Here is a 23,218-nt window from a genome sequence, read left to right on the forward strand (position 1 = left end):
CGCCACGGTTTAGCTGGCCCCGAAAGACGATTTGCTTTAAATCGTCATCGGTTTTCGCAGCGGTCCAACGCTGAAAGGCAACAAGGTTTTCGCGAGCTTTCTCTTGTCCGTTAGTCATTCCCGATACTCAACGCTTTTTCAAGGGCATCCACAAAACCGTTTCTGAGGACAACCTTGCCGTTTTGGTCCTTGATGCTGCCACGTTCTGTTTTAGTCCAGCCCTTTAATTTAAGGGACTCCTCAGAGATGGCGTCTCTCAATGCATCAATCTCGTGATTCAACAGGCTCGGTAACCGCGATTCAGATTTGTCTTCAGCACCCGCTCGGTAGTCAATTTCCAATTTCTTGATCGATGCAAACCTTTTATTTTCGGCCCTCAATTTACGGACCTTCGAAATCAGGTCGAGTATGAGGAAGCGGTGAGTTTTATTGCTTACCTCATCAACCCAATCGTACTCGCCCGAGGGCGTGGTCTGTGCTTTGATCGCTTTCTTTTTCTGGTCTCCAAGCGCCTGCCAAGCCTCAATGACCGCTCTATAATGTTCTCCGGTTTTGTTTCGGATGGTCTGCTCGCTAGGAGCGCCACGACTGGCTCCAAGCTTCGCAATCGTTGAGATTCTGAAATCAACCGAGCCTGACTCATGATGTTCCTTGCAAACGGCGTGAAGGGCCTCCAGGGACTTCCTGGAACGAGAATTTTTCAGTTGGCCCAGTATGGCCTCGTAGACTTCGCTCGGTTCACTCATTGCAGCCCTCGATTTCTAGCGGGAATTTCAAAGACCCGTTCATGGCTGACTCGATCTCTTGGCGCACATCACCTAGCTGTAGTGGTTCGGCGAGATCTTCCAAGGTGATTTGCCCATTGATCAACTGGTCAGCGACGTGCCAGTTATTCTGTGTCACTTGCATAATCAGCCGGACGACCTGATTGGCAGCTTTGAGCTGCTGATCCTCGGTCAACCGAAATATCGCGGGTGCAATCCCATTGGTGTCCGCCAATTTGTCGAGCATCTGACTGAGCAGGGGGCGTGCTCTGGAGGCACTGGCACTCTCGTAAATTTCAGCGTTGGCACAGACTTCAGCGAGCAACCGAAATTCGCTGCTTTGCTCCTCCAAATGCATCTCCATTTCCACGTAATTGCCGCTGACGATCAGCTGGTGCTGGCCTGTCTCGGAGGTTTTCAGCAGTTCGGTAGATTGAGAAATCAGGCGGTATAAGTGCTGGAGATCCGTGAGAAGCGTGTCGAGCTTTTTGGCTTTTTCCTCATACGCCGAGGTGATCTTTTTCAGCGTTCGCTCTTTACCAAAAAACTGTCCCGAAGACTCGGCATCGTACCGCTCGTCATCGAGCGTCTGCCTTTTTTCTTCGAGTTCGTGGTATTCATTGCGGGTGACATTGATTTCCAGAATGATTTCGTTGGCAATGGCCGACAAACCGCCCAGAAACGCCGGGCCGGTAATGAAGAAGCGGCACTGGGGACAATTTCGAGTCCCAAGGTAGCCATTGGGCACCGGTGCGTACTGTGCTTCAACCTTCCGCTCAACCAGTGCCATGCCACCTTCGTCACACTTGTTGCCGCTCATGGGGCAGATTCCGAAACTCATAAGTTGGAAGGCTCCAGAAGGCCAATTAGGTGTCAGACACTGATCCATGATGCGTCGGTCTGTGGCGATTAATTCCGGACGCGCCTCTTCGATTTTCTTCTGGAGGATGAGGTCTTCGTAACGATAGTGACTCTGCTCAAGTGCCCGTTTTTCAGCCGCCGCCATCTCCAGCCGCATTTTGCTGGCTCCTACCTTTGTGTAGTAAATTGTCATCACCAGAGAGGAATGACCAACCAGCTTTGAAATCACGGCTATGGGCGCTCTGCCGTCGACAATGTAGGCAGTGATAAGGCTGACGCGGAGAGCATGAGGTGTAAATTGGCTCTTGTAATCCACGCTGCTCTTTTTTTCGATTTTCTCAGCGAGGTCCGCGCCTGGCCTCTGACTATGGAACAACAGAGCAGGCAGGGTTCGTGTAAACGCGGTTGTCGTACGCATGGGCGACGCCTTCTCATCACAGGCGTGTGAGGCCGGGTCTCGGAACAGGAACGATTGTTTACCGCGCCTTTTGAGGATGTCTTTGTGTATCCTTTGCTGCGGGTTGATTTGCGTCCACAGTGTCAGTTCTTCGATTGGGTTGTATTTGGATTGCCACTCCCGAAGCTGGATAATCCAATACGCCAGATCTTCCGGCATGAACGGAATATCGTAGCCGCCCAATTTCTTTCCGGTTTTGTTCGTCGTGATGTAGGCGCTCAACTCACCGTCATTGTTCCCTTTCTGAATAAAGCCCTTATTCCGCTTTCGGGTCGCAAGCTGACTTGGATTTTCGATCCAGTGAACCTTCCCATCACGCCATAACGGAATAAATTCATCTCCCTCTCCGCTGTCGAGCCAACAGATTTGCTGTCCTCGCAACGGAATGGATAGCAATGTGTAGTTTGCGACAATTTTTACGGGCGACCATAACTCGTGCACCTCTTCAATATAGCGCTTGCGACCTCGCTTCCGCTCTTTTTGGACCACTCGATAAATGCAGTTTGGATCGTTGTCATCAATTAACTGTGGATCAACCCCGAACCAGCAGTCTTCGAGGAAGGGATGCAATTGATAGAGATCGCGAAACGACGTCGCCTTCAGCGGAATCAGATGCTGCTTGGCTCGTACAATGGCATCCATGGGCAATGGAGGCTTGTCTGATTCACTGCGCTTGTAACTGGGTAACTGATCTAACAAACCCTTGAGAACTGTTCTAAGAGGATTGCGGTAGCCGGGCAGAACTATCAGCTCACCGTTATCGTCCTCGTCAGAGCAATAAGTCTCCAAAATCCACTCGAAAAAAGCGGAACAGGCGTTATGCCGTGATTTTTTTACAGTATCTGCGGTGGCATTTATAAAGTTTTCGTACGCTCTCTCATTAAACGGGATATCCCTTGACAACATGGCTCCCGGATCGTCAACAAAGCCCAACTTGTCCACGTAAAATCTAAGGAATGCTCTTAAATGTGAGTATTTGTTGGATTGGCCTGTACCAGCCTCGACATAACTTTGTATGGCCTTCCAAAACTCGGGGTATTTGCTGGTCAGTTCTCGATAAATGGCGTTTTCATTGCCGAGGAAGTGAGGCCAAGATATCCAATGTTCGGAATAAGCTCTATTCGGCTGTGCTGGCAACTTCGGGTCTTGTTTGTAGCCCTCATAGTATTCCGCCCCTGATTTAAACTCTAAGAATTGAGCGGCTTCGGACGCCTCGGCGAGAGTCGCGTACCTCTTCACGGGACGCTCAATGCCAAGGTAGCTGTACCAATCATCCCAATCTTCGGCATAGAAGTCGCAGGGAGATACTGTCAGCTTTGGGTCTTTTTTGTAGCCCTTCAGGTATTCTTTAATTGATTTGAATTCCAAGCGCTGAGCGACTTCGGAGGCCTCGGCGAGCGTCGCGTACTTTTCTTTGGGACGCTCATTGCCAAGAAAACTATACCAATCACCCCAATTTCTGCGATAAGTTCCGTCGGGATGGCGTGGCAGCTTCGGGTCTTGTTTGTAGCCCTCAAAGTATTCTGTGGACGTTTTGAATCCCAGGCGTTGAGCGGCTTCGGACGCCTCGACGAGCGTCGCGTACTTCCCATCGGGGCGTTCGGTGCCAAGGAATCTGTACCAACTAATCCAATCTTCGGCATAGAATTTATCGGGAGTTGCTGGCAGCTTCGGGTCTTTTTGGTAACCCTCATAGTATTCCCCCTGTGTTTTTAACCCCAAGCGTTGAGCAGTTTTTGACGCCTCGACGAGCGTCGCGTACTTCTCGGGACGCTCGTTGCCAAGGAAGCTGTACCAATCAGCCCAATCTTCGGCATAGAAAACAGAGGGATTGGACGGCAACTTCGGGTCTTTTTGGTAGCACTCATAGTATTCCTGCTGCGTTTTGAACCCCAGACGCTGAGCGGCTTCGGACGCCTCGGCAAGCGCCGCGTACCTCTCGGGGCGCTCAACGCCAAGAAAGCTATACCAATCATCCCACTCTCCGGCATAACTTCGTTGGGGATTCGATGGCAACTTCGGGTCTTTTTGGTAGCCCTCATGGTATTCGGTGCGTGTTTTGAAGCCCAATCGCTGAGCGACTTCGGACGCCTCGGCGAGCGTCACGTATTTTTCTCTAGGGCGCTCATTGCGAAGGAAGTTGGGCCAATCAGCCCAATCTTCGGCATAGTGTTTGTCGGGAGCTGCTGGCAGCTTCGGGTCTTTTTTGTAGCCCTTGTTGTATTCATCTCTTATTTCGAATCCCAAGCGTTGAGCGGCCTCGGACGCCTCGGCGACAGTGGCGTACTTCTCACCGGGGTGTTCAGTGCCAAGGAAGCTATACCAATCATCCCAATCTCCGGCATAGAGTTGGTTGGGATTTGCTGGCAGCTTCGGATCTTGTTTGTAGTCCCTCTTGTATTCCGGCTGCGTTTTGAATTCCAAGCGCTGAGCGGCTTCTGATGCATCGGCGAGCGTGGCGTACTTAGTTGCCATGAGTGAGTCCTTTCTTGATTGGAGAAATTAAGCCGTGCTCGGGCGACAATCTGCTCAAATGCGCACGCATCTGCGTATCAGTGAGTTCGGTGTAGACCTGCTGACTTTCTATCGATTTATGGTGTAGGGCGTTTTTAATGATCAGAGAATCAGCGTTTGCATCAGCCAGAGCTTGCCCATACGAGTGTCGGTGGGCGTGTGCTGTCGTTCCCGCTTCTTTTGAAAACGGTAAACCAATTCTCTCAACGGCTCTTTTAAGCGATTGGTTATAGCCTTTGATTGAGTGTGGAGCGCCTGATTGCGTCGTGAATGCAAACGGATGTTTACCGCCATCGGGGTATCGCTGGTAGGTCAGGTAAAGCCGCCAAAGGTCGTTAAAGGTTTCACCAGCACTTCTTGGAAACCACCAAACCTGAAGAAAGTGGCGACTTTCATTGTCCTCTTTGGGCGATTTCCAACCTGCATGCAGCGTATGGGATTTCGAATATTCAAATCGCGGTTTCATCCCATACTTGTTGAGCAACTCTTCGCGCCTGCTGGGGCCGTTTGGACAGGGCCGCCCTTTATCGGGATGAAAAATTTTGACCAGTGCGGTTCCGTCCTCCCACGGCACGACATCTTCTAACCAAAGGTGAAAGCACTCGCTGAGCCTGAGTCCGCCGTAATGCATCAGCATGGTAATGAGCACATTCTTCAGGTCCAGGCGCTCATAAACTACGTCGCTCGTTTCAAAGCCATATCGCGTAAGGCCATTCCACAAGAGGTCGTCAATTCGTCCAGGAGGAAAGCTTTTCTTACCCTCATTGTCGTTAGAACGCGACACCGTCCTGGGCATAACCTTCCGGAAATAAGCAGGGGCTGGTTTGTTAGCCCAAAGGTGGGAAAGAAAAGCCCGCCGTTTCTTTTGGTAGAAGGCTGCGAGGCCCATCCACTCCTCGTAACGAGTAGGTTTCACCGTTGGGTTTATCTGAAGCTTTTTCTCTTCATACTGCTCAGAGAGCCAGTCTGTGTATTGTGTTATCAGGCTGATTAGAAAGTTCGCGTCCTTATCCTCGCGTGGTTTCCACCGCAGCCAACTCGGATCGCTACCGTCTTCGCCAATCGTTCCGGTGTAGAGGCTGTTTGAAAACTCCCGAAACAGTTGGTGAGGAGCTTCAAAGCAGTCTTTATTCTGATTCGTGTAATCGATGAGGAGTCGAACCGCAAACGCGCTCCTGTCTTTCCAGCTCCGAGATTTGTATCGATGAACGATCAAATAATCCAAATAACTTTTCAGTAAACCATCTTGGGTGACGATCACCGGAAGACTTATCTTCGTCCCCGTGTTGTCTACTTTGATATTTGCCTCTATGCAGACGCTGTTCAGCACGCAATTTCCAATTGGTAAAATAGTACCTTCGTAATTCCACTATATATGCATGTATGCTCAAGAAAAACCAGGTTTCGATTTCTGGCATAGGTTTTTGATGCTTTTTAGGATATTTTTTCTATTCCACTAAGAAGTAAGGGCGCCCAGGGCCCGGACGAGTGGTTGCCACCATCTGGAAAGTGCGGATACGTGGCGCGATTTCGCCGAATCGTAAAACAATATGATCTTCAGCTGTCTCCGGCGGAAGCCAGTTGGACCAAGTCTTTCCTCAATAGGTGTCGCACCTGACCAATTGCTATACTAAGGGTGTAATGATTCGCTCTCAAAAGAGGCGGTATGAAAAAGAAAAGGTTCACTGAAGAAGAGCTGCTTGACGGCCTGGATCCCTATGCGGCCCATGCGGATGAGCTTGCCGAGCCGCAGGGTAATGAGCCGACAGCTCTGGAACGTTTAAAAGGTTCCGTCCTTCGCTACGAACGGCCAACTGATCCCGTGTGGGATGAGTGCTTTGAGGCTGAGGGCGTAACGGAGGATTTTATGGAAAATCGAGATCAACCGGATAACAAAGAGCAAAAATGATAACCCGTTACATTCCTCTCAGTATGAAAAGTGCCATACCGCTAATATTTTCAGATCGTTAAAAATACCAGCCTCTGGCTTTTCAGGCCTGCACGGCTCCAAAAACTGACTAATTGCACCAAAGTGGAGCCGACCGTGAAGTTTATTGGAACAAATTGCTTGTTTTAGAGAGAAATTGTCCCCAAATTTGTGGGCAAACGCCATTAAACTGGGCTCCACAAGCGTGCATAAACGAACCATCAAGTTCTGAGGATTCGTCCACTCATTGTCTGAGAAAAGTCCGCGGGAATATTCCGATAATGGAACTCAGAAAAAATTTTCGGGGAAGCCGTCACAGCATCCTATCCCCGAATAAAGACAGAACTTCTTTCCAGTAATGATTGCTCATGGAGAGTTCAGTTGTTTCCTTTTGCCATGTTTGGTCAGGCCTTGCTGTCCGGGTATCCGTCCCATTGACACTGAAGTCCCACTCGGATGCGTCACTGTCTTCGGGTACAACTGCTCGCTCCATAGTGCCATCCGCGTTTTGCCTTGAAGCCCTGGGTGAAAATGAAACCACGTTTTGCTCTGGGAGATCTTCGCCAATTCGACGCGCAAACTCTGTCAGGCTGGGTTCCGCGAGTACGTAGAGCCAGCCTCCTATGTCAGAAGGTTCGCCTGCCTGGCAACGGAGGATTCTGCCGAGAACCTGCCGGAAATGGAGCTCTGTTCGAATTCTACTAAGGTGACAGCATACTTGGAGTCGAGGAATGTCGGTTCCTTCACTGATCATCCCTACAGAAATGATCCATCGATCAGAGGAGGTTCTGAAGTTATTGATGACCTCATGAGCTTCCGGAGTCCGGCTCGTCACAACAACGGGTTTCTCACCCAAGGCTGAAAACCTGGTCGCTATTTGTTCTGCGTGAACCACGGTGGCTGCTACGACCAACCCGGCCGCAGTAGGAACGCGCCGCCGAATCTTTGATAGCCTTTTTGATGCCTCAGAAAGCGTGTGGTCGATCACCTCGTTCCGGTAAAGAAAGTCGGGATAAGAAATATGACCCTGCTTGATAGTGTCACGGATACTGGAATAGGTTTTAAGGCCGAGTTCAGATGACTTCAGATGGATCTCTCGATTGTCAGTGAGCACGATATTTGGAGCTCGGCACACTCCGTCGAGAACAGCCCGTTGTAGGCCATATTCGTAGTCACAATGCAGCTCGCCGTCCGGTTGAGAATATCGAGCGAGAACAATAGGGTTGTCGTCCGTTCTCCATGGCGTTCCGGATAAAGCGATTGTGAAGGATGCCTTTCCCTGAATTCTATCGAGAATGATTCTCCCCCAACTGTTGCCCATAGAGAATTCGTCCCAGCTACTACCAGAGCAGTGATGGACCTCATCCAATACTACGAGGACTCGATGGTCGCTCAGCACTCGCCAAAGCTCACTGGGGAGCGTACTCATCGACTGATAGGTATAAGACCCACCTGCAGCACCGATTTGGCCATTAAAGCTTCTCCCGAGAATCTGGCTAAAAGTTGTGGCGACACTTTGTGCTACTGCTCGCGAAGGTGAAAAACATACGACAAAATCGATGTTGCCCCGTTCAAAAAGGGCCTTAGCGACAGACGCAACCATGACAGTTTTCCCGGCCGCGGGTGTCGCATGACATAGAAAGTGGGACTGGCGTTCAAAAGATTTCAGAGCCTGAGCAATACACTCACTCTGCCACGCGCGCAACTGCATCATGAGGGAAAGCCAACTTTCGTGATCACGGACTCGACAGCGCGCAGCTGGCCCAGGAGTTTCGTGCTCTTCTCTCGAGACTCCAGATATTGCTCCTTCACGGCCCCTCGAAGCGCTGGGTATTTGTTATATAGGCGCTGGTATTCTTCCGCTTCACCAATGCTGGCGACAAGCTCGATCCTCCTTTGGGAGAGCTCTTCTTGCAGCGCTCTCTGTGTTTTAACGTCCATCGGTGACTCAACATGAGGATCACTGGTTTCGAACGGCGAGGGCCTGGCTTCGAGCTCGACGCTTGAATGTTCTGGACGGAAGATAAATTTGCACCCGCGGCCCGTGGAGCCGCCATGTCGTTCAATCACCTTGGCCGATTCAAGTCGCAGCAGTTCTCTATAGATGTGCTTGCGGAGTTGGTTGCGACCCGGTCGCTGACCTTCAGGTATTTGAAGGACGTACAGATCCCGAATACTGGTGGTGGAAAAAGGAGTGTCTAACTGCTTTCGCAACAGTTCGATCAGTATCTTATCGACTTGCAGTGACTGTGTCTTTTCCATTCGGCGGCCCAATTGGTCTTTTGATCGAACAAGTCGATCTTAAAAAAATGGGTATTATATGCCGTGGCCTGTGATGCCTCAAGAAACCATAGTCTTGCCTTTTGTGAGGGCGAGAAATGGGCTCACTGGTTTGCGAGGCTTTTGGCCGGAATTTGCGTGCGATTCGAAAATCCAAAGGGTTTTCGCAAGAGCGTCTTGCTTACGAGGCGGGAATAGACAGGAGCTATGTAGGCAAAATTGAGCGGGGGGAAGTCAACGTCACTATTGAGAAGCTCTACTTACTCGCCGAATGCCTGAGATGTCACCCTTCAGAGCTATTGCTCGATCAGCCTCGATTGAAAGAATAAGCTTGTCATCTATGTTTAACAGAAAAGTGTTGTTGGCAACCGTCTGTCGATGTCGACGGCGGACCGTTTCAATTAGGTTCCGCTGAATATTGTAGTGGATGTGCAGCACGCAAGTGCGGTGACTTGATGGTGGCGTCAGCGATCAGTCGATCTGTCAGGCGGAGCTGCTGGCTTGGCTCAGCGATTTGAGCATCCGCCTGGCGTGTGACCAGGAAATCCCTCTCTGTCGCATTTGATGCTCTGCAATTTCATCTTGGCCCGTAGGCTGAGTCAGGATGCCCGGCGCTTCCGCTAAATAGACCGCGACAAGGTTTGCACATCGAATCTATTCGGCCCAGAGGTGCTCATCAAGGTGTGCTTCGATGATTGCATTTGGCTCTTCAATGAGAAGAGTTTCGATATACCTAAATATTGCGGCATGTGAAATGTCTAGAAGCTGTGTATAGGGTCGGGGGTGCCGACCTTTGACAGTCTCGATGGTGGCTGCTCGTCATTCACTGATCCTCGCGCCATCCACGATGAGTCTGATCCTGGTGGTAAAGCTGAGCGTACAGGAGAAATGTGTCTAAAGGAGATATGTGCTGGCCAAGCTGTCCACTAGGAAGGTTAGTGCGATCTGCGGTTTGTTGTCTCAGAGCTGGAGCGCGGCTGTTTACTTCTGGCAAGGTTTGATCAGTGGGCGCGTACAAAAAAGTTAAGTTTTTGAGTCCAATTTGGTCCGAAATCGGTAAAAGTTAACTAAAACGACTGGTTTTTCGTGAAGATGACAGGGTGGAGGTACTAGGAAGGGGTGGAAGGCCAGCTGGTACAGGGAGTGGTTGTGTACCGATAAAACATAACGAAAAACTAATGGGATAGATAAGCAGATTGGGCCATACTGGCATAAACCTCTTGATATAACAGGTTCGTGAATTCGAATACTGGTGGCTCGGGCGGCGGGGCTGGCCTTCCGGGATACGCTGTGAATACGTCCATGTACGCTCGACAAAATCATCCCTGATTTTGACGATCCCGGAAGGCCAGCCCCACCGCCCTTGATCGGAGCTCGTGTTATTGATCCGGTAAGGTAACGAAACGCACCAGTGATAGCAATTGAGCAGAAACTGGAGTTGGCCGTATGCCGGTATCTGCGGACGGTATAAAGGATGATTTTTCACCCTTTTGTAAGATAGAATAGCGGCCCAATTTTTCAGGGGGTCTGCGGAGCTTGCCAAAGCTCTCCGGGCCAGCCAAGCACACAGGGGCAGCGCATCCATGTTTAATCGTGAAATGAAAATCGCCGGCTTTGATGACGAACTCTGGAACGCCATGCAGGCGGAAGAGAAGCGCCAGGAAGCTCACATCGAGCTGATCGCGTCCGAGAACTACACCAGCCCCCGGGTGATGGAAGCCCAGGGCAGCGTGCTGACCAACAAGTACGCGGAAGGCTATCCGGGCAAGCGCTACTATGGCGGCTGCGAGTTCGTGGATATTGCCGAAGACCTGGCGATTGAGCGTGCCAAAGAGCTGTTTGGTGCTGCCTATGCCAACGTCCAGCCGCATTCGGGCTCCCAGGCCAATTCCGCTGTCTTCATGGCCCTGCTCAAGCCCGGTGACACCGTTCTGGGCATGAGTCTCGCCCATGGTGGGCACCTCACTCACGGCGCCAGTGTCAACTTCTCGGGCAAGATCTACAATGCCGTGCAGTACGGTATTAACACCGACACCGGCCTTCTCGACTACGATGAAATCGAAGCGCTGGCTCTTGAGCATAAGCCCAAAATGATTATCGCCGGCTTCTCCGCCTACTCCCAGGAGCTGGACTTTGCCCGCTTCCGCGAGATTGCCGACAAGGTGGGTGCCTATCTGTTCGTTGATATGGCCCACGTTGCTGGTCTCGTAGCCGCCGGCGTTTACCCGGATCCGGTTCCGCATGCTCATGTTATTGCGACCACAACCCACAAGACCCTGCGCGGTCCCCGTGGCGGTCTGATTCTGGCCTGTGATGACGCGGATCTGCAGAAGAAACTGAACTCTGCGGTATTCCCGGGCGGCCAGGGTGGCCCGCTGATGCACGTTATTGCCGCGAAGGCTATCTGCTTCAAGGAAGCCATGAGCGACGAGTTCAAGACCTACCAGCAGCAGGTTGTGAAGAACGCCTCCGCCATGGCCCAGGTTTTTGTGGATCGTGGTTATGACGTGGTTTCCGGCGGCACCAAGAACCACTTGTTCCTGGTCAGCCTGATCAAGCAGGACATTACCGGTAAAGATGCGGATGCGGCTCTGGGTCGTGCCCACATTACCGTGAACAAGAACGCGGTTCCCAATGATCCCCGGTCTCCGTTTGTCACCTCCGGTCTTCGTATTGGTACCCCGGCAATCACCACCCGTGGTTTCGGCGAGTCCGAGTGTCGCGATCTGGCCGGCTGGATCTGCGATATCCTCGATAACCTGGACGACGAGGCTGTAAATAGCCGTGTTCGTGAGCAGGTGGGAGCGCTTTGCGCCCGTTTCCCTGTCTATGGCTAATCGTTTTATAGCTAGACTACAGGCATGACCTGCCGGGCCGACTTTTTGGCCCGGCTTTCTCTTCGGAGCTCCTGACTATGCATTGTCCCTTCTGTGGTGAAGCAGATACCAAGGTGATTGACTCCCGGCTGGTGGCCGAAGGTGATCAGGTGCGTCGCCGCAGGGAGTGTCTGTCCTGTCGGGAGCGGTTTACCACTTTCGAGTCTGCCGAGCTGGTGATGCCAAGGGTCGTCAAGCAGGACGGTACCCGGCAACCGTTCGATGAGGAAAAGCTGCGCGCCGGGCTGATGAAAGCGCTCGAAAAGCGTCCTGTGAGCATCGAGCAGATCGATGCTGCCCTGAATCGTATCAAATACCGTCTTCGGGCAACGGGTGAGCGGGAAGTGAAATCCATGCAACTGGGCGAGGAGGTAATGACCGAATTGCGCCAGTTGGACAAGGTCGCTTATGTCCGTTTCGCTTCTGTGTATCGCAGCTTCCAGGATATCAACGAGTTCAAGGAAGAGATTGAGAGGTTGTCGGCCAGCAACGGCGAGGCGGCTGTAGATGTCGCCAAAGCACTGGCGGATAACCACGCCCCGAAAGGAAAGGCATGATCGAGAACCGCGACAGGGCCATGATGGCGCGGGCTGTCCAGCTTGCCTGGCGCGGTCGGTACTCTACCCATCCCAATCCCCGGGTTGGCTGTGTCATTGCTCGCGGCGATCTGATACTCGGTGAGGGTTGGCATGAGCGAGCCGGAGAAGCCCACGCCGAGACCCGTGCCCTGAGTCAGGCTGGTCCCGATGCGCGGGGGGCGACAGCGTACGTAACACTGGAGCCGTGCAGCCATTTTGGCCGTACACCCCCCTGTGCCAGAGCGCTGATCGATGCCGGTATTGCCCATGTGTACGCTGCAACCAAGGATCCGAATCCGTCAGTGTCGGGTCGCGGGCTGGACATGCTCAGGGAAGCGGGTGTGCGGGTTACCGAAGGCCTGTTGGCGGAAGAAGCTGCCCGCCTGAATCCGGGCTTCATGAAGCGCATGAACACCGGGAGACCCTGGGTGCGGCTGAAAATGGCGGCAAGCCTGGATGGTCGTACCGCCATGGCCTCCGGTGAGAGCCAGTGGATAACCGGTGCCGAGGCTCGTCAGGATGTTCAGCGTCTTAGAGCGATCAGTGATGCCATTCTGACCGGAGTCGGGACCGTGCTCGCCGACGACCCCTCACTGACTGTCCGACGTGAGGAGCTGGGGGATATTGGCGACGCGACGGAGCCGTCCAGGCAGCCGCTTCGGGTGATTGCCGACCGCGACGCGCGCACACCGTCTTCTGCCAAGATCCTTCAGGGCGGCAACGTACAGGTGTTCTGTGCGTCATCAACGCTGGCCACTGCGCCAGCTCAGGATCTCGCGGCCCTGGGCATCAGCCTTACCGGTGTCGCCTGGAAAGATAACGGGATCGACCTGGCCGAACTGCTGGACTCGCTCGGCGAGCTCGGAATCAACGAGCTGCTGGTCGAGGCGGGGCCCACTCTGGCCGGCACCTTTATCAACGAAAATCTGGTCGATGAACTCTGGCTCTATCAGGCGCCGGTTTTCCTCGGCAGCACGGGGCGTCCGACCGCACATCTGCCGCTGGAGACCATGGCAGATAAAGTACAATGGAAGGTGCTGGACCGACGTCAGGTAGGTGAGGATCAGCGTCTGATCCTCACCCGCCGGTAATCCATAAACTCAGGTTGTTCCGCCAGCAAATATTTGCCGGAACGCCGCAAGGGTGCAAAACCATATGGCACTGAACAGCATTGAAGACATCATTGAAGATATCCGTCAGGGCAAGATGGTCATACTGATGGATGACGAAGATCGCGAGAATGAGGGCGATCTCGTGATGGCTGCTGAGCATTGCACGGCCGAAGCCATCAATTTCATGGCCCGTTTTGGTCGTGGCCTGATCTGTATGCCGATGACCCGGGATCGCTGCGAGCAACTCGGTTTGCCGTTGATGGTTCAGCAGAACGCTTCTGGCTTTGGAACCAAGTTTACCCTCTCGATTGAGGCTGCAGTGGGCGTGACCACTGGTATCTCGGCGGCAGACCGTGCACGCACGGTGCAGGCTGCGGTAGCACGCAACGCAAAAGCGAGTGATCTGGTTCAGCCCGGCCATATTTTCCCGTTGATGTCTGATCCCGGTGGTGTTTTGAGCCGCGCGGGGCACACGGAAGCTTCCTGTGATCTTGCCGCACTGGCAGGTTGCGAGCCGGCAGGCGTGATCTGCGAGATCATGAATGACGACGGCTCTATGGCCCGCCGGGAAGATCTGGAGCGATTCGCCGAAGAGCACGACCTGAAGATTGGCACCATTGCCGATCTGATCCACTACCGCACCATGAACGAGCGAACCGTTGAGTGTGTGGAAGAAAACGACCTCGACACCGAGTACGGCGTGTTCAAGCTTCGGACATACCGCGACAACATCCAGGGAGCCACCCATCTGGCGATGTTGATGGGAGAGATTTCTCCCGATGAACCGGTCTATGTTCGGGTCCACATCACGGACACCCTTCGGGACCTCCTCGGCGCGCGCCGCAAGGATTCTCGCAGCTGGCCCCTGCACCACGCCCTTGAAAAGGTGGCAGAGGAAGGTCGGGGCGCGGTCGTCCTGCTGAACAGCGCCGAGGACAGCTACAACCTGGAAGACCGGATCCAGGAATTCTTTGATGAGGGTAAGGGCTCCTCAGGCAAGGGAAGCTCCGGCGTTTACTTCACGGTAGGTACCGGCTCCCAGATTCTCCGGGATATCGGTGTTGGCAAGATGCGCCTGCTGAGCCCGCCGATCAAATTCTCCGCCATTTCCGGTTTCGATCTGGAAGTGGTCGAATACGTTCCCTACACCCCTGAATGATAAACCCGGTCGTGGCCCCATGCCACGACACGTGAAGGAGCCATCGATGGCAGATATCAGAGTAATTGAAGGTGATTTTACCGAGTGCAGCGGGCGCTATGCGCTGGTAGTGGGCCGTTTTAACGGCTTTGTTGTGGAAAGCCTGGTCGATGGTGCGTTGGATACCCTGCGCCGCCACGGCATTTCCGATGACGACGTCACCATCGTTCGCGTACCGGGGGCCTATGAAATGCCCCTGGCCGTCAAACGCGTTGCCGAAACCGGCGACTACGATGCGATTATCGCACTGGGTGCGGTCATCCGTGGCGGCACGCCCCATTTTGAATACGTTGCCGGCGAGGCCTCCAGCGGCCTTGGCGCGGTCAGTCTGGATACCGATGTGCCGGTGACTTTCGGTGTGCTGACGGTGGACTCCATCGAACAGGCCATCGAGCGCTCCGGAACCAAGGCTGGTAATAAAGGTGCTGAAGCTGCAATAACGGCCCTTGAAATGGTCAGCCTGTTCAAGAAACTGGGTGAGTAATGAGCGAAACCGAAGGTACATCACCGCAGCCGGCTCCGTCCGGCCAACCGAAAGCCGGTGATCGACGCCGTGCCAGGGCCCTCGCCATGCAGGGGCTCTATCAGCGCCATTTCAGCAAAACGGCGATTTCTGACATCGAAGCTGAGTTCATGGTCGACAACGATATAAGCAAGGTTGACCTGCTGTATTTCCGCGATCTGCTCCGCGGTGTCCATCGCGAGCAGGGCGAACTGGACAAGCTGATCGAGCCGTTCCTGGATCGGCCTATCAACGAGGTTGATCCCGTGGAACTGGCCATTGTCCGCCTGGGAGCCTATGAGCTCAAGCATCGGCTTGATGTGCCCTACAAGGTGGTCATTAACGAGGGCATTGAAATGGCCAAGCGCTTCGGAGGCACCGAGGGTCATAAATTCGTCAATAGCATCCTCGACAAGCTGAGCGGCCGACTCCGGCTTGCCGAGACCCGCGCCCGCTAGCCGATGGGCGAGTTCGAGCTGATCCGGCGTTACTTTCTGCCGTTGGCAGAGCGGCAGGAATCCGGATCCCTGATTCTGGGGCCCGGGGACGATTGCGCGATTCAGCGGATTCCCCCTGGCCGGGATCTTGTTTTTTCCGTAGACGCCCTCGTGGAGGGTGTCCATTTTCCCCGGAACTACCGCCCCGATTATCTGGGTTGGCGAGCGCTTGCCGCGGCTGCCAGTGATCTTGCTGCCATGGGCGCCGACCTGGACTGTTTCACGCTTGCACTGACGCTGCCAGCCGTGGATGAGCAGTGGCTTGAAGACTTCTCGATGGGATTGCGAAAGGCCAGCGAGGCGTTTGGTCTGGCGCTGGCCGGCGGGGATACCACCTCCGGGCCGCTCACCCTGAGCCTGCAGGTGCATGGCACTGTAGAGCAGGGAGCCGGGATTCGACGCTCCGGCGCCCGTCCCGGAGATCTGATTGCCGTGTCCGGAACCCTGGGGGATGCCGGCGCCGCTTTAGACTATCTTTCGGAGCCTGCCCCTTCCGCTGACATGCTTGCCGTGCTCGAACGCTATCACCATCCCTGGCCGAGACTGGATCTGGCAGGTGCTATACGCCAATATGCCACTGCGGCGGTTGATATCTCTGATGGCTTGCTGGCAGATCTCGGGCACATTCTTTCCGCATCAGGGGTCGGTGCCCGGATCGAGAGTGCCAGGATGCCTCTTTCGCCAGCGCTTGTTCGGCTAAAGGGTGAGAAGGCCCTGGACTGTGCACTGCGCTCCGGAGACGATTACGAACTGTGCCTGTGTTTCTCGCGAGAAAACTGGGAGCGTGCCCCGGAATCACTGAAGCGCCAACTCACCGTGATCGGCTTCGTTGAAGCTGAGCCGGGCCTGTATCTCGACGGTGTCGATTGCGGTTTGGAAGCGGTGCCCGCCGGGTTTGACCATTTCAGGAGTGAATCATGAGTCAGGAAGGCGAGACCCCGGAACCGGAGGCGCCGGCAGTCATACTCCCGCCGGGATTCTTGCGTAACCCGGTGCATCTGCTCGCTTTTGGTTTTGGCAGCGGTGCAACGGCGAGGGCGCCCGGCACCTGGGGCAGCCTGGCCGCCATTCCGCTCTGGTACGTCTTCGCCTGGTTACCGCCCGTGGGCTACTGGCTGGTGGTACTGGCTGCTTTTATCGTGGGTATCTGGCTCTGCGGAAAGACGGCTGAAGACCTGAAGGTTCACGACCATGGCGGCATTGTGTGGGACGAATTCGTCGGGATGTGGATTGCCCTTGGCCTCTTCCCTGACACTATCTATGGGGTTCTGGGGGCGTTCGCTCTGTTCCGGCTTTTTGACATTGCAAAACCGTGGCCCATCAATTGGCTGGACCAGCACCTGCCTGGTGGTCTGGGTATTATGGTTGACGATGTTATTGCCGGCGTCATGGCCCTGATCTGCCTTTGGGCAGTAGACGTGTGGCTGGTGCCCGTCATGGTCTAGACGGGCACGAAGGCCTGTCAGTGAAGCTGTTGTTCTTCCGGCAGCATACGGACCACGTGCAGAAAGCGCTTGAGGCCTGTTTCCGCCCGCTCCCGTGAAGCGAACGGGCCACTGTCAAACCCTTCCCGGGTGGTAAAGTACCATTTGCTCCCTACGCAGAAGAATCGACTACTGCGAAAGGGAACCGGCCCTTCTTCTCCGGTCCTGCGATGGGTGTCCATGGCGTCTCCTGTACTGCCCGCTTTTTGTTCTTGCTTCTCGGGCGCCGCGTTAATATCAGCCGATCTGTTTAAAATTAACCCAATTCGGGGCGAATTCAACATTTTTTTACAATTTTACGGGTTGGGTCTCAATCGGGATCAGCGTTGAAAACGCCGGAGTGGGGGAGCGAAGCCCGCCGTTGTCTTGCACTCGTCAGAATGCTACCAAAGCGGCGGAAGCCGGGGAGACCTATGGGTTCGAATTTGATCGGCCCGAGTCGCGTCAGGAGGCCGAGCAGGAAATGCCGGAGTTCTCCGGCAAGTGCTGAAAACGCGCTTGAACGGTTGAAAACCATTTGGGAAACAGCGAGTGACGAAGAAAAGAAGGCGTTTCTTCGTTGGGCGTTCGAATAAGCGAGTCTTGCTTGACCGTTTCCGGGTCCGGTTCAGGCCCGGAAACGTTTCAGAGCTTTCTTCAGAAGTCCTTCCAATGCCGTCATGGCATCATCCGCCAGGGTCTGTGTCGGCGAGGCCGCTATCGGCTCTTTGGTGTCCTCCGCTCCGAGCCGATGCATGGCCACCTCAATGGCATTGAGGCTCTCGCACACGTGAGCGTGCAGCGATTCTCCGTTCGCCACCACATCCGGGCAGGTGGTGAAATTCAGTGTCAGCCTTCCCTCATAGCTCACCGCTACAATCACCAGTCCCATACTGTCGAACAGCGGCGCCGTATTGTATTGCTGAACCAGGCGTGCACCCTGCAGATACAGTGGAACCTGTGGTCCGGGAACGTTGGTGATTGGCAGATTGAATACCGGCTGGTAACGCTGGGCAATTTGCAATTCCGAATAAAGCCTCGCGGACAGCGCCAGCATGGTTGAAGGCAGCAGTTCCGTCAGCCGATCTGCAGCAATAGCCTCCCGGTAGGGCTCCGAAGCAACCGCGTTCCAGTGTATGCGCCGTATCCGCTGGGCGGGATTGGTTTCATCGGTCGCCAGATCCAGCAGCATGGCAGACATCTGGTTCCCGGTGGCTCGGCGCAGGCTGTTGGAACGAACCGAAATCGGTGTCATTGCCACCAGGGATTTGTCGGCATTGACGCCCTCGCTGATCAGATAGCGTTTCAGGGTTTCGGCGCACAGTCCCAGAACCACATCGTTCAACGTTACGTCCCCGAGAAACGCCTTGATCGCCTTCAGGCGCGAAAGCTCCACGCTGGCGGCGACAATCTGCCGATTTGCCGTAATCTGCCGATTGAAAGGGCTGTTTGGGGCGGAAAACAGGGGCAGCGGGAGTGGCAGTTTGCGCAATTGCTTCTGGATCAGTCCCCGGGCTGTAGCCTCGGCTGCGTTGAACGCCAGAGAGGTGAACTGCAGTGGCGTGCGAACGATGTTCGCACCGGCCTGGAGCATGACCCGTTCTTCCGAGGGTTCTGGTCTGGGCTGCCAGGGTCGAGGTGGCGCAATCGGGCTGGGCTCGGGCGTATACTCCAGCAGTTTGCCAATAATCTCCTCGCCACTGAATGCGTCGATGGCAGCGTGGTGCAATTTGACGATCAAGGCGAAGCCGTCACTGCCGGTGTCCTCCTCGTCCAGTTTGAAACCGTCTACGAAGGTGATGTGCCACAGCGGGCGGTCCCTTTTCAGAGGTTCTTCCAGAATCCGTGAGGCCAGCGTCATCAGGCTTGCCTTGCGGCCGTGTTCGCCCAGATTAACGTAGGCAAGGTGGCGCTCGATGCTGAAATCGGGGTCATCAATCCAGTAGGGGCGGCCCAGGCGCAGGGGAATTTCTTTCAGGCGTTGCCGGAAAACCGGCACAACATGCAGGCGGCTTCGAAGGTAGGCGACAAAGGTGCTGAAGGCCAGCGGTTTCTCCCGTTCGGAAGCATCGAAGAGGTAGATGCCTCCGATGTGCATCGGTGTGGTTTCCGACTCGAGATACAGGAACGAGGCATCCAGTTCCGACAGTTGCCGCATCAGAGAGCTCCCTTCGGCGTTGGTTTCAGCTGCAGTATAAACGAAGTGCCCGCGCAAACGGTTGACTCATTTGCCTGGTATGACTTCGAGTTGGAGTCATACCATTTGCTTTATTTTCAGCCTGTTAGCCAGTCTGAAACGGCTCCCTCCGCGCTAAGTCGGTCCCAGAACCACATCAGGGCCTTGCCCTGGTCCTCGGCATGCCTGGCCAGGTGCAGTTTGATTGGTTGGCGCGATTCCTGAACTTCCTTGATGACCAGCTTGCCTTCCTTCAGTTCTGCGCTGATTCGTGCCCTTGGTAACCATCCCACGCCGAGGCCGGCTACCTGTATGGCGATCTTCTGGTCAATGTTGGCCACCGTCAGGGTTCGCTGGCGGTGGAATATGCCGGCGTGGCCCGGGGGCAAGGACCTTGATGTGTCTGCAGCGACGGCTGCCGGATAACGGGAGATATCTTCCTCGGAAAGCGGGGCTTGGGCATCGGCCAGGGGGTGATCGGCGGCAACGGCGAATACGAATGTCATGTCGCCCAGGGATTGGGTTGTGTAGTTTCCCGCAGGCTTGCTGAAATTATCGGCGCCGATGATCAGATCCACGCGGCGGCTTTGCAGGGCATCCCAGGTGCCGGCAAAGACCTCTTCCACAATTTGTACATCTACCGGTACGCCCAGCTCATAGAATTCCTCGATTGCCGGAAACAGGCATTCCGCCGGCAGCAGTGAGTTGAACCCGATCCGTAACCGCGTTTCCCAGCCCTGGGCGACCTGGCGCGTGGTGTGCGCGAGGTTTTCTGCCGCCTCGAGCAGTGTGCGGCCCTCTTCCAAAAGGTAGCGGCCGGCCGGTGTCAGTCGGGCGCGGTGACCGGTTCGGTCGTAAATGGCGACATTCAGGTCTTCTTCCAGCTTCTGCACGGTGTAACTGATGGCGGAGGGAACCCGGAACAGTTCGTTGGCGGCACCGGCGAAACTGCCTTTGCGGTCAATGGCATCAAGGACTTTGAGGGCGTCAATGGTGATGGCTGTATGCATGTTCGAATTATCTGAGGTTGTTGGCCAGAAATGCTTGTTTGAGAGCGTAGCAGGGTCCCCGGTATTCTGCCTGTATTGATTTCATCATGTTCAGGAATTTTAACGGGAGGGCTTTATGGGCCTGCTGATTGATGGCAAATGGCACGACAAGTGGTATGACACCGACAAGACCGGTGGCAAATTTGAACGGGAAGCGGCGCGTTTCCGGAACTGGGTGACCGCCGATGGCTCGCCGGGGCCGGATGGCGAAGGCGGTTTCAAGGCGGAATCCGGGCGCTATCACCTGTATGTCTCAATGGCCTGCCCCTGGGCGCATCGGACGTTGATTTTCCGGAAGCTCAAAGGTCTGGAGAAGCACATTTCAGTGTCAGTGGTGCACCCTGACATGGTTGAAAACGGCTGGGAATTCCGGCCCGACAGCGAGCAGCACCGGGACCATCTCCATGGATTCCGCTTCATGCATCAGGTCTACACCAAGGCTGCACCGGAATATTCTGGCCGGGTAACAGTGCCGACCTTGTGGGATAAAAAGAAAGAAACGATTGCGAGCAACGAGTCGGCCGAAATTATCCGGATGTTCAATTCGGCATTTGATGGCCTTGAGGGTGTTCGTACCGATCTGGATTTCTATCCCGGGGAGCTGCAAGAAGAGATTGATACTGTGAACGCCCGGGTTTACGACACGGTTAATAATGGCGTTTACAAGGCGGGCTTTGCCACTGCGCAGGATAAGTACGAGGAAGCCTACAATGCGTTGTTTGATTCTCTCGACTGGCTTGAGGAGCGGTTGTCTTCTCAACGGTATCTGGTTGGTGGCCGGCTGACCGAGGCTGACTGGCGGTTGTTCACCACGTTGATCCGGTTTGATGCAGTGTATTACAGCCACTTCAAGTGCAACCGCCAGCGGATCAGCGATTTCCCGGCGCTTTCTGCCTACGTTCGGGACCTCTACCAGGTGCCAGGCGTGGCGGAGACCGTGGATATTAATCAGATCAAACGCCACTACTACGTAAGCCAGAGAACCATCAACCCGACTCAGATAGTACCGGTTGGTCCGGAGCTGGACTTTGACTCACCCCACGGGCGTGAGTCGCTTAGCTAACTCTCGCGACTGCGACCTCGGTCAGCAGTTCCATGGCTTCTTTATGGCCTGAGTCTGGAAGGGGGTGAAGGCAGGTCTGGGCCAGTTCCGCCTGCTCCCGCGCTTTTGCCATGGTGTATTCGATTGCGCCTGAGCGCTCAACAATATCGAGGATGCGGGGCAGATCGTCCAGGCCGCCCTTGCGGATGGCCTGACGGATCAACTGCCGTTCTTCCCCGGTGCCATGGTTCATGGCGTGGATCAGCGGCAGGGTGGTCTTGCCTTCAGCCAGATCGTCGCCCACGTTTTTGCCCATGGCTTCGGCGTCGCCGCGGTAATCCAGGACATCGTCCACCAGCTGGAAAGCCAGGCCCAGATGCTTGCCGTAGTCTTTCAGGCCCAGCTCCTGCTCTGCATTGGCGTTGGCAAGCAGTGCGCCGGTGTGGGAGGCGGCTTCGAACAGCATGGCAGTCTTGTTGTGGATGACCTTCATGTACTGCTCTTCGGTGAGGTCCGGGTTTTTCACGTTCATCAGTTGCATAACCTCGCCCTCGGCGATTACCGCCGTGGCGTGGGACAAAACGTCCATGATTCGCAGGCTTTTCAGCTCCACCATCATCTCGAAAGCACGGGCGTAGAGGAAATCACCTACCAGAACGCTTGGCGCGTTGCCCCAGCGGGCGTTGGCGGTGCTTCGGCCGCGGCGCATGTCCGAGGTGTCTACTACATCATCGTGCAGCAGGGTGGCGGTGTGCAGGAATTCGATCACGGCTGCGAGCTTGAGGTGGTCGTTTTCCTCGTAGCCGGCGGCCTGGCTGGAAAGCAGAACCAGTAGCGGTCTCAAGCGCTTACCGCCGCTTTCAATGATGTACTGGGCGATTTTCTCCACCAGGGGAACATCTGAGGAAAGCCGCTGGATGATCAGATCATTAACGCGGCTGAAGTCGTCGGCCACGGTGTCGTAAATGCGCTGGGCTGTCATGCGGCTTGTGGATCCCTTGCTGGTGTTATCGTCGTTACGATTGTTGATATTAAAGGCAGGTCGCGGCAATGCTAGGTATTGCCGAAGGTAGTGTCAACTTGGCTTGTGTTGCGGTGCGTCTTTTCGTACAATCACGCGCCCAACTCATCCCAACCTGCGCTCCCTGCTATAGGGTCGCCAGAGCGCCTCCCTTAGAACCAGGTGGATAAGAGCAGGGATGGGTCAATCGTGGAGAACGAGTGAATGTACGCAGTTATTGTTAGCGGTGGCAAGCAGCACCGTGTAAAAGAAGGCGAAACCCTGAAGCTGGAAAAGCTGGAAGTTGAAACCGGTGGCAACGTTGAGTTTGATCGCGTTCTGCTGATCGCCGACGGCGACAAGGTTCAGGTAGGCGCGCCGGTAGTTGATGGTGCCAAAGTGACCGCAGAAGTGGTTAGCCACGGCCGTCACGACAAGGTTCAGATCATCAAGTTCCGTCGTCGTAAGCATCACATGAAGCGTCAGGGCCACCGTCAGTGGTTTACTGAAGTCAAGATCACGGGTATCAAGGGCTGAGGCTCTCGAATTACCCCTTAAATAAGGAGGCTGGTAATGGCTCATAAAAAGGCAGCAGGTAGTACCCGTAACGGTCGCGATTCCGAGTCGAAACGACTTGGTGTGAAGCGCTTTGGCGGCGAGACTGTATCTGCAGGCAGCATCATCATCCGTCAGCGTGGCACTCGTTTCCACGCTGGTAGCAATGTTGGCATTGGCAAGGACCACACTCTGTTTGCGAAAGCAGACGGCCAGGTGAAGTTCGAAACCAAAGGCCCGCAGAGCCGTAAGTTCGTGAGCATCGTTCCGGCTGCGTAAGCAGCGGCGATCCGGTTCTGTCGAACCTTGGGTGGCGCTGATATCCTGATATTATCAGGTGCTCAGAACCATCCGGAGCCCCGCAAAG

The 23,218-nt window shown here is 54.7% G+C and carries 22 protein-coding genes; 13 read left to right on the forward strand and 9 right to left on the reverse strand.

Annotated features, from left to right (window positions below; all coding sequences use genetic code 11):
* Nucleotides 1-110: 110 nt before the first annotated feature.
* The 3 genes from gmtX to gmtY are packed head-to-tail and all read right to left on the reverse strand — an operon-like array spanning nt 111 to nt 5,926.
* Entirely contained in the window at nt 111-746 is a 636-nt protein-coding gene (gmtX, locus tag ACP86_RS13825; protein ID WP_053114465.1) for a gamma-mobile-trio protein GmtX, read from the reverse strand.
* A complete protein-coding gene (locus ACP86_RS13830; protein WP_053114467.1) occupies nt 739-4,557 on the reverse strand; it encodes a VPA1269 family protein in 3,819 nt (1,272 codons plus the stop codon). Before ACP86_RS13830 ends, gmtX begins: the two co-directional genes overlap by 8 nt.
* Nucleotides 4,547-5,926 (reverse strand): gamma-mobile-trio recombinase GmtY, encoded by a 1,380-nt coding sequence (gmtY, locus tag ACP86_RS13835; RefSeq protein ID WP_053114469.1) that lies wholly within the window; start codon nt 5,924-5,926, stop codon nt 4,547-4,549. Before gmtY ends, ACP86_RS13830 begins: the two co-directional genes overlap by 11 nt.
* A 336-nt stretch (nt 5,927-6,262) precedes the next feature.
* On the opposite strand from gmtY, the gene ACP86_RS13840 reads away from it, so the two are divergent.
* Nucleotides 6,263-6,505, forward strand: coding sequence for a hypothetical protein (locus ACP86_RS13840; RefSeq protein ID WP_053114471.1), 243 nt, complete (start codon nt 6,263-6,265; stop codon nt 6,503-6,505).
* A 331-nt stretch (nt 6,506-6,836) separates the two neighbouring features.
* On the opposite strand, the gene ACP86_RS13845 is transcribed toward ACP86_RS13840, so the two are convergent.
* Complete coding sequence (locus ACP86_RS13845) at nt 6,837-8,237, reverse strand: DEAD/DEAH box helicase (protein ID WP_075267661.1); 1,401 nt, start codon at nt 8,235-8,237, stop codon at nt 6,837-6,839.
* On the reverse strand, nt 8,234-8,785 hold the full coding sequence (locus ACP86_RS13850) for a hypothetical protein (RefSeq protein WP_053114475.1): 552 nt from the start codon (nt 8,783-8,785) through the stop codon (nt 8,234-8,236). The genes ACP86_RS13845 and ACP86_RS13850 overlap by 4 nt, the downstream gene beginning before the upstream one ends.
* A 116-nt stretch (nt 8,786-8,901) precedes the next feature.
* Here ACP86_RS13850 and ACP86_RS13855 point away from each other — a divergent pair, with 116 nt between their 5' ends.
* The 9 genes from ACP86_RS13855 (at nt 8,902) to ACP86_RS13895 (ending at nt 17,011) form a co-directional block, all read left to right on the forward strand.
* Complete coding sequence (locus ACP86_RS13855; RefSeq protein WP_053114477.1) at nt 8,902-9,132, forward strand: helix-turn-helix domain-containing protein; 231 nt, start codon at nt 8,902-8,904, stop codon at nt 9,130-9,132.
* A gap of 1,254 nt (nt 9,133-10,386) precedes the next feature.
* Nucleotides 10,387-11,640: a serine hydroxymethyltransferase gene (gene glyA / locus ACP86_RS13860; protein ID WP_053114479.1), complete on the forward strand. Its 1,254-nt coding sequence runs from the start codon at nt 10,387-10,389 to the stop codon at nt 11,638-11,640.
* Nucleotides 11,641-11,717: 77 nt separating this feature from the next.
* Nucleotides 11,718-12,236 carry a transcriptional regulator NrdR gene (gene nrdR / locus ACP86_RS13865; protein WP_008170769.1) on the forward strand — a complete coding sequence of 173 codons (519 nt, stop codon included), beginning with the start codon at nt 11,718-11,720 and terminating at the stop codon, nt 12,234-12,236.
* Entirely contained in the window at nt 12,233-13,348 is a 1,116-nt protein-coding gene (gene ribD / locus ACP86_RS13870; protein ID WP_053114481.1) for a bifunctional diaminohydroxyphosphoribosylaminopyrimidine deaminase/5-amino-6-(5-phosphoribosylamino)uracil reductase RibD, read from the forward strand. The genes nrdR and ribD overlap by 4 nt, the downstream gene beginning before the upstream one ends.
* Nucleotides 13,349-13,412: 64 nt before the next feature.
* The gene (gene ribBA, locus ACP86_RS13875) at nt 13,413-14,528 is read left to right on the forward strand and encodes a bifunctional 3,4-dihydroxy-2-butanone-4-phosphate synthase/GTP cyclohydrolase II (protein ID WP_053114483.1); all 1,116 of its coding nucleotides are present in this window, start codon (nt 13,413-13,415) and stop codon (nt 14,526-14,528) included.
* A gap of 46 nt (nt 14,529-14,574) precedes the next feature.
* A complete protein-coding gene (gene ribE, locus ACP86_RS13880; RefSeq protein ID WP_053114484.1) occupies nt 14,575-15,051 on the forward strand; it encodes a 6,7-dimethyl-8-ribityllumazine synthase in 477 nt (158 codons plus the stop codon).
* Entirely contained in the window at nt 15,051-15,527 is a 477-nt protein-coding gene (gene nusB, locus ACP86_RS13885) for a transcription antitermination factor NusB (protein ID WP_053114486.1), read from the forward strand. The genes ribE and nusB overlap by 1 nt, the downstream gene beginning before the upstream one ends.
* A 3-nt stretch (nt 15,528-15,530) precedes the next feature.
* Nucleotides 15,531-16,487, forward strand: coding sequence for a thiamine-phosphate kinase (thiL, locus tag ACP86_RS13890; protein WP_053114488.1), 957 nt, complete (start codon nt 15,531-15,533; stop codon nt 16,485-16,487).
* Nucleotides 16,484-17,011 carry a phosphatidylglycerophosphatase A gene (locus ACP86_RS13895; protein WP_053114490.1) on the forward strand — a complete coding sequence of 176 codons (528 nt, stop codon included), beginning with the start codon at nt 16,484-16,486 and terminating at the stop codon, nt 17,009-17,011. Before thiL ends, ACP86_RS13895 begins: the two co-directional genes overlap by 4 nt.
* A 17-nt stretch (nt 17,012-17,028) precedes the next feature.
* Here the strand turns inward: ACP86_RS13895 and ACP86_RS13900 are convergent, their stop codons facing one another.
* The 3 genes from ACP86_RS13900 to ACP86_RS13910 all read right to left on the reverse strand — a co-directional run bounded on the left by ACP86_RS13900 (nt 17,029) and on the right by ACP86_RS13910 (nt 20,215).
* Nucleotides 17,029-17,232 carry a DUF6316 family protein gene (locus ACP86_RS13900; RefSeq protein WP_008170755.1) on the reverse strand — a complete coding sequence of 68 codons (204 nt, stop codon included), beginning with the start codon at nt 17,230-17,232 and terminating at the stop codon, nt 17,029-17,031.
* A 425-nt stretch (nt 17,233-17,657) separates the two neighbouring features.
* The gene (locus ACP86_RS13905) at nt 17,658-19,187 is read right to left on the reverse strand and encodes a WS/DGAT/MGAT family O-acyltransferase (protein WP_053114492.1); all 1,530 of its coding nucleotides are present in this window, start codon (nt 19,185-19,187) and stop codon (nt 17,658-17,660) included.
* A gap of 116 nt (nt 19,188-19,303) precedes the next feature.
* On the reverse strand, nt 19,304-20,215 hold the full coding sequence (locus ACP86_RS13910; RefSeq protein ID WP_053114494.1) for a LysR substrate-binding domain-containing protein: 912 nt from the start codon (nt 20,213-20,215) through the stop codon (nt 19,304-19,306).
* 115 nt (nt 20,216-20,330) lie between these two features.
* On the opposite strand from ACP86_RS13910, the gene ACP86_RS13915 reads away from it, so the two are divergent.
* The gene (locus ACP86_RS13915; RefSeq protein ID WP_053114496.1) at nt 20,331-21,317 is read left to right on the forward strand and encodes a glutathione S-transferase family protein; all 987 of its coding nucleotides are present in this window, start codon (nt 20,331-20,333) and stop codon (nt 21,315-21,317) included.
* On the opposite strand, the gene ispB is transcribed toward ACP86_RS13915, so the two are convergent.
* Nucleotides 21,310-22,278 (reverse strand): octaprenyl diphosphate synthase, encoded by a 969-nt coding sequence (gene ispB / locus ACP86_RS13920; RefSeq protein ID WP_008170746.1) that lies wholly within the window; start codon nt 22,276-22,278, stop codon nt 21,310-21,312. The genes ACP86_RS13915 and ispB overlap by 8 nt on opposite strands.
* A gap of 243 nt (nt 22,279-22,521) precedes the next feature.
* On the opposite strand from ispB, the gene rplU reads away from it, so the two are divergent.
* Both rplU and rpmA read left to right on the forward strand, forming a co-directional pair.
* Nucleotides 22,522-22,833, forward strand: a complete 312-nt coding sequence (gene rplU / locus ACP86_RS13925; protein ID WP_008170744.1) for a 50S ribosomal protein L21 — start codon at nt 22,522-22,524, stop codon at nt 22,831-22,833.
* Between the two features lie 36 nt (nt 22,834-22,869).
* Nucleotides 22,870-23,130 carry a 50S ribosomal protein L27 gene (gene rpmA, locus ACP86_RS13930; protein ID WP_008170742.1) on the forward strand — a complete coding sequence of 87 codons (261 nt, stop codon included), beginning with the start codon at nt 22,870-22,872 and terminating at the stop codon, nt 23,128-23,130.
* Nucleotides 23,131-23,218: the final 88 nt, after the last annotated feature.

This window comes from Marinobacter sp. CP1 (genome assembly GCF_001266795.1).
Taxonomy (GTDB): domain Bacteria; phylum Pseudomonadota; class Gammaproteobacteria; order Pseudomonadales; family Oleiphilaceae; genus Marinobacter; species Marinobacter flavimaris.

Excerpts from the sequence above, each read along its gene's own strand:
- ACP86_RS13855 (WP_053114477.1), top strand. The coding sequence starts at position 8,902 with ATGGGCTCACTGGTTTGCGAGGCTTTTGGCCGGAATTTGCGTGCGATT.
- ribD (WP_053114481.1), top strand. The coding sequence starts at position 12,233 with ATGATCGAGAACCGCGACAGGGCCATGATGGCGCGGGCTGTCCAGCTT.
- glyA (WP_053114479.1), top strand. The coding sequence starts at position 10,387 with ATGTTTAATCGTGAAATGAAAATCGCCGGCTTTGATGACGAACTCTGG.
- ACP86_RS13900 (WP_008170755.1), bottom strand. The coding sequence starts at position 17,232 with ATGGACACCCATCGCAGGACCGGAGAAGAAGGGCCGGTTCCCTTTCGC.
- ACP86_RS13830 (WP_053114467.1), bottom strand. The coding sequence starts at position 4,557 with ATGGCAACTAAGTACGCCACGCTCGCCGATGCATCAGAAGCCGCTCAG.
- nusB (WP_053114486.1), top strand. The coding sequence starts at position 15,051 with ATGAGCGAAACCGAAGGTACATCACCGCAGCCGGCTCCGTCCGGCCAA.
- ACP86_RS13840 (WP_053114471.1), top strand. The coding sequence starts at position 6,263 with ATGAAAAAGAAAAGGTTCACTGAAGAAGAGCTGCTTGACGGCCTGGAT.
- ribE (WP_053114484.1), top strand. The coding sequence starts at position 14,575 with ATGGCAGATATCAGAGTAATTGAAGGTGATTTTACCGAGTGCAGCGGG.
- nrdR (WP_008170769.1), top strand. The coding sequence starts at position 11,718 with ATGCATTGTCCCTTCTGTGGTGAAGCAGATACCAAGGTGATTGACTCC.
- ispB (WP_008170746.1), bottom strand. The coding sequence starts at position 22,278 with ATGACAGCCCAGCGCATTTACGACACCGTGGCCGACGACTTCAGCCGC.
- rplU (WP_008170744.1), top strand. The coding sequence starts at position 22,522 with ATGTACGCAGTTATTGTTAGCGGTGGCAAGCAGCACCGTGTAAAAGAA.
- ACP86_RS13910 (WP_053114494.1), bottom strand. The coding sequence starts at position 20,215 with ATGCATACAGCCATCACCATTGACGCCCTCAAAGTCCTTGATGCCATT.
- ACP86_RS13905 (WP_053114492.1), bottom strand. The coding sequence starts at position 19,187 with ATGCGGCAACTGTCGGAACTGGATGCCTCGTTCCTGTATCTCGAGTCG.
- thiL (WP_053114488.1), top strand. The coding sequence starts at position 15,531 with ATGGGCGAGTTCGAGCTGATCCGGCGTTACTTTCTGCCGTTGGCAGAG.
- ACP86_RS13850 (WP_053114475.1), bottom strand. The coding sequence starts at position 8,785 with ATGGAAAAGACACAGTCACTGCAAGTCGATAAGATACTGATCGAACTG.
- ACP86_RS13915 (WP_053114496.1), top strand. The coding sequence starts at position 20,331 with ATGGGCCTGCTGATTGATGGCAAATGGCACGACAAGTGGTATGACACC.
- rpmA (WP_008170742.1), top strand. The coding sequence starts at position 22,870 with ATGGCTCATAAAAAGGCAGCAGGTAGTACCCGTAACGGTCGCGATTCC.
- ACP86_RS13895 (WP_053114490.1), top strand. The coding sequence starts at position 16,484 with ATGAGTCAGGAAGGCGAGACCCCGGAACCGGAGGCGCCGGCAGTCATA.
- gmtX (WP_053114465.1), bottom strand. The coding sequence starts at position 746 with ATGAGTGAACCGAGCGAAGTCTACGAGGCCATACTGGGCCAACTGAAA.
- ribBA (WP_053114483.1), top strand. The coding sequence starts at position 13,413 with ATGGCACTGAACAGCATTGAAGACATCATTGAAGATATCCGTCAGGGC.
- ACP86_RS13845 (WP_075267661.1), bottom strand. The coding sequence starts at position 8,237 with ATGATGCAGTTGCGCGCGTGGCAGAGTGAGTGTATTGCTCAGGCTCTG.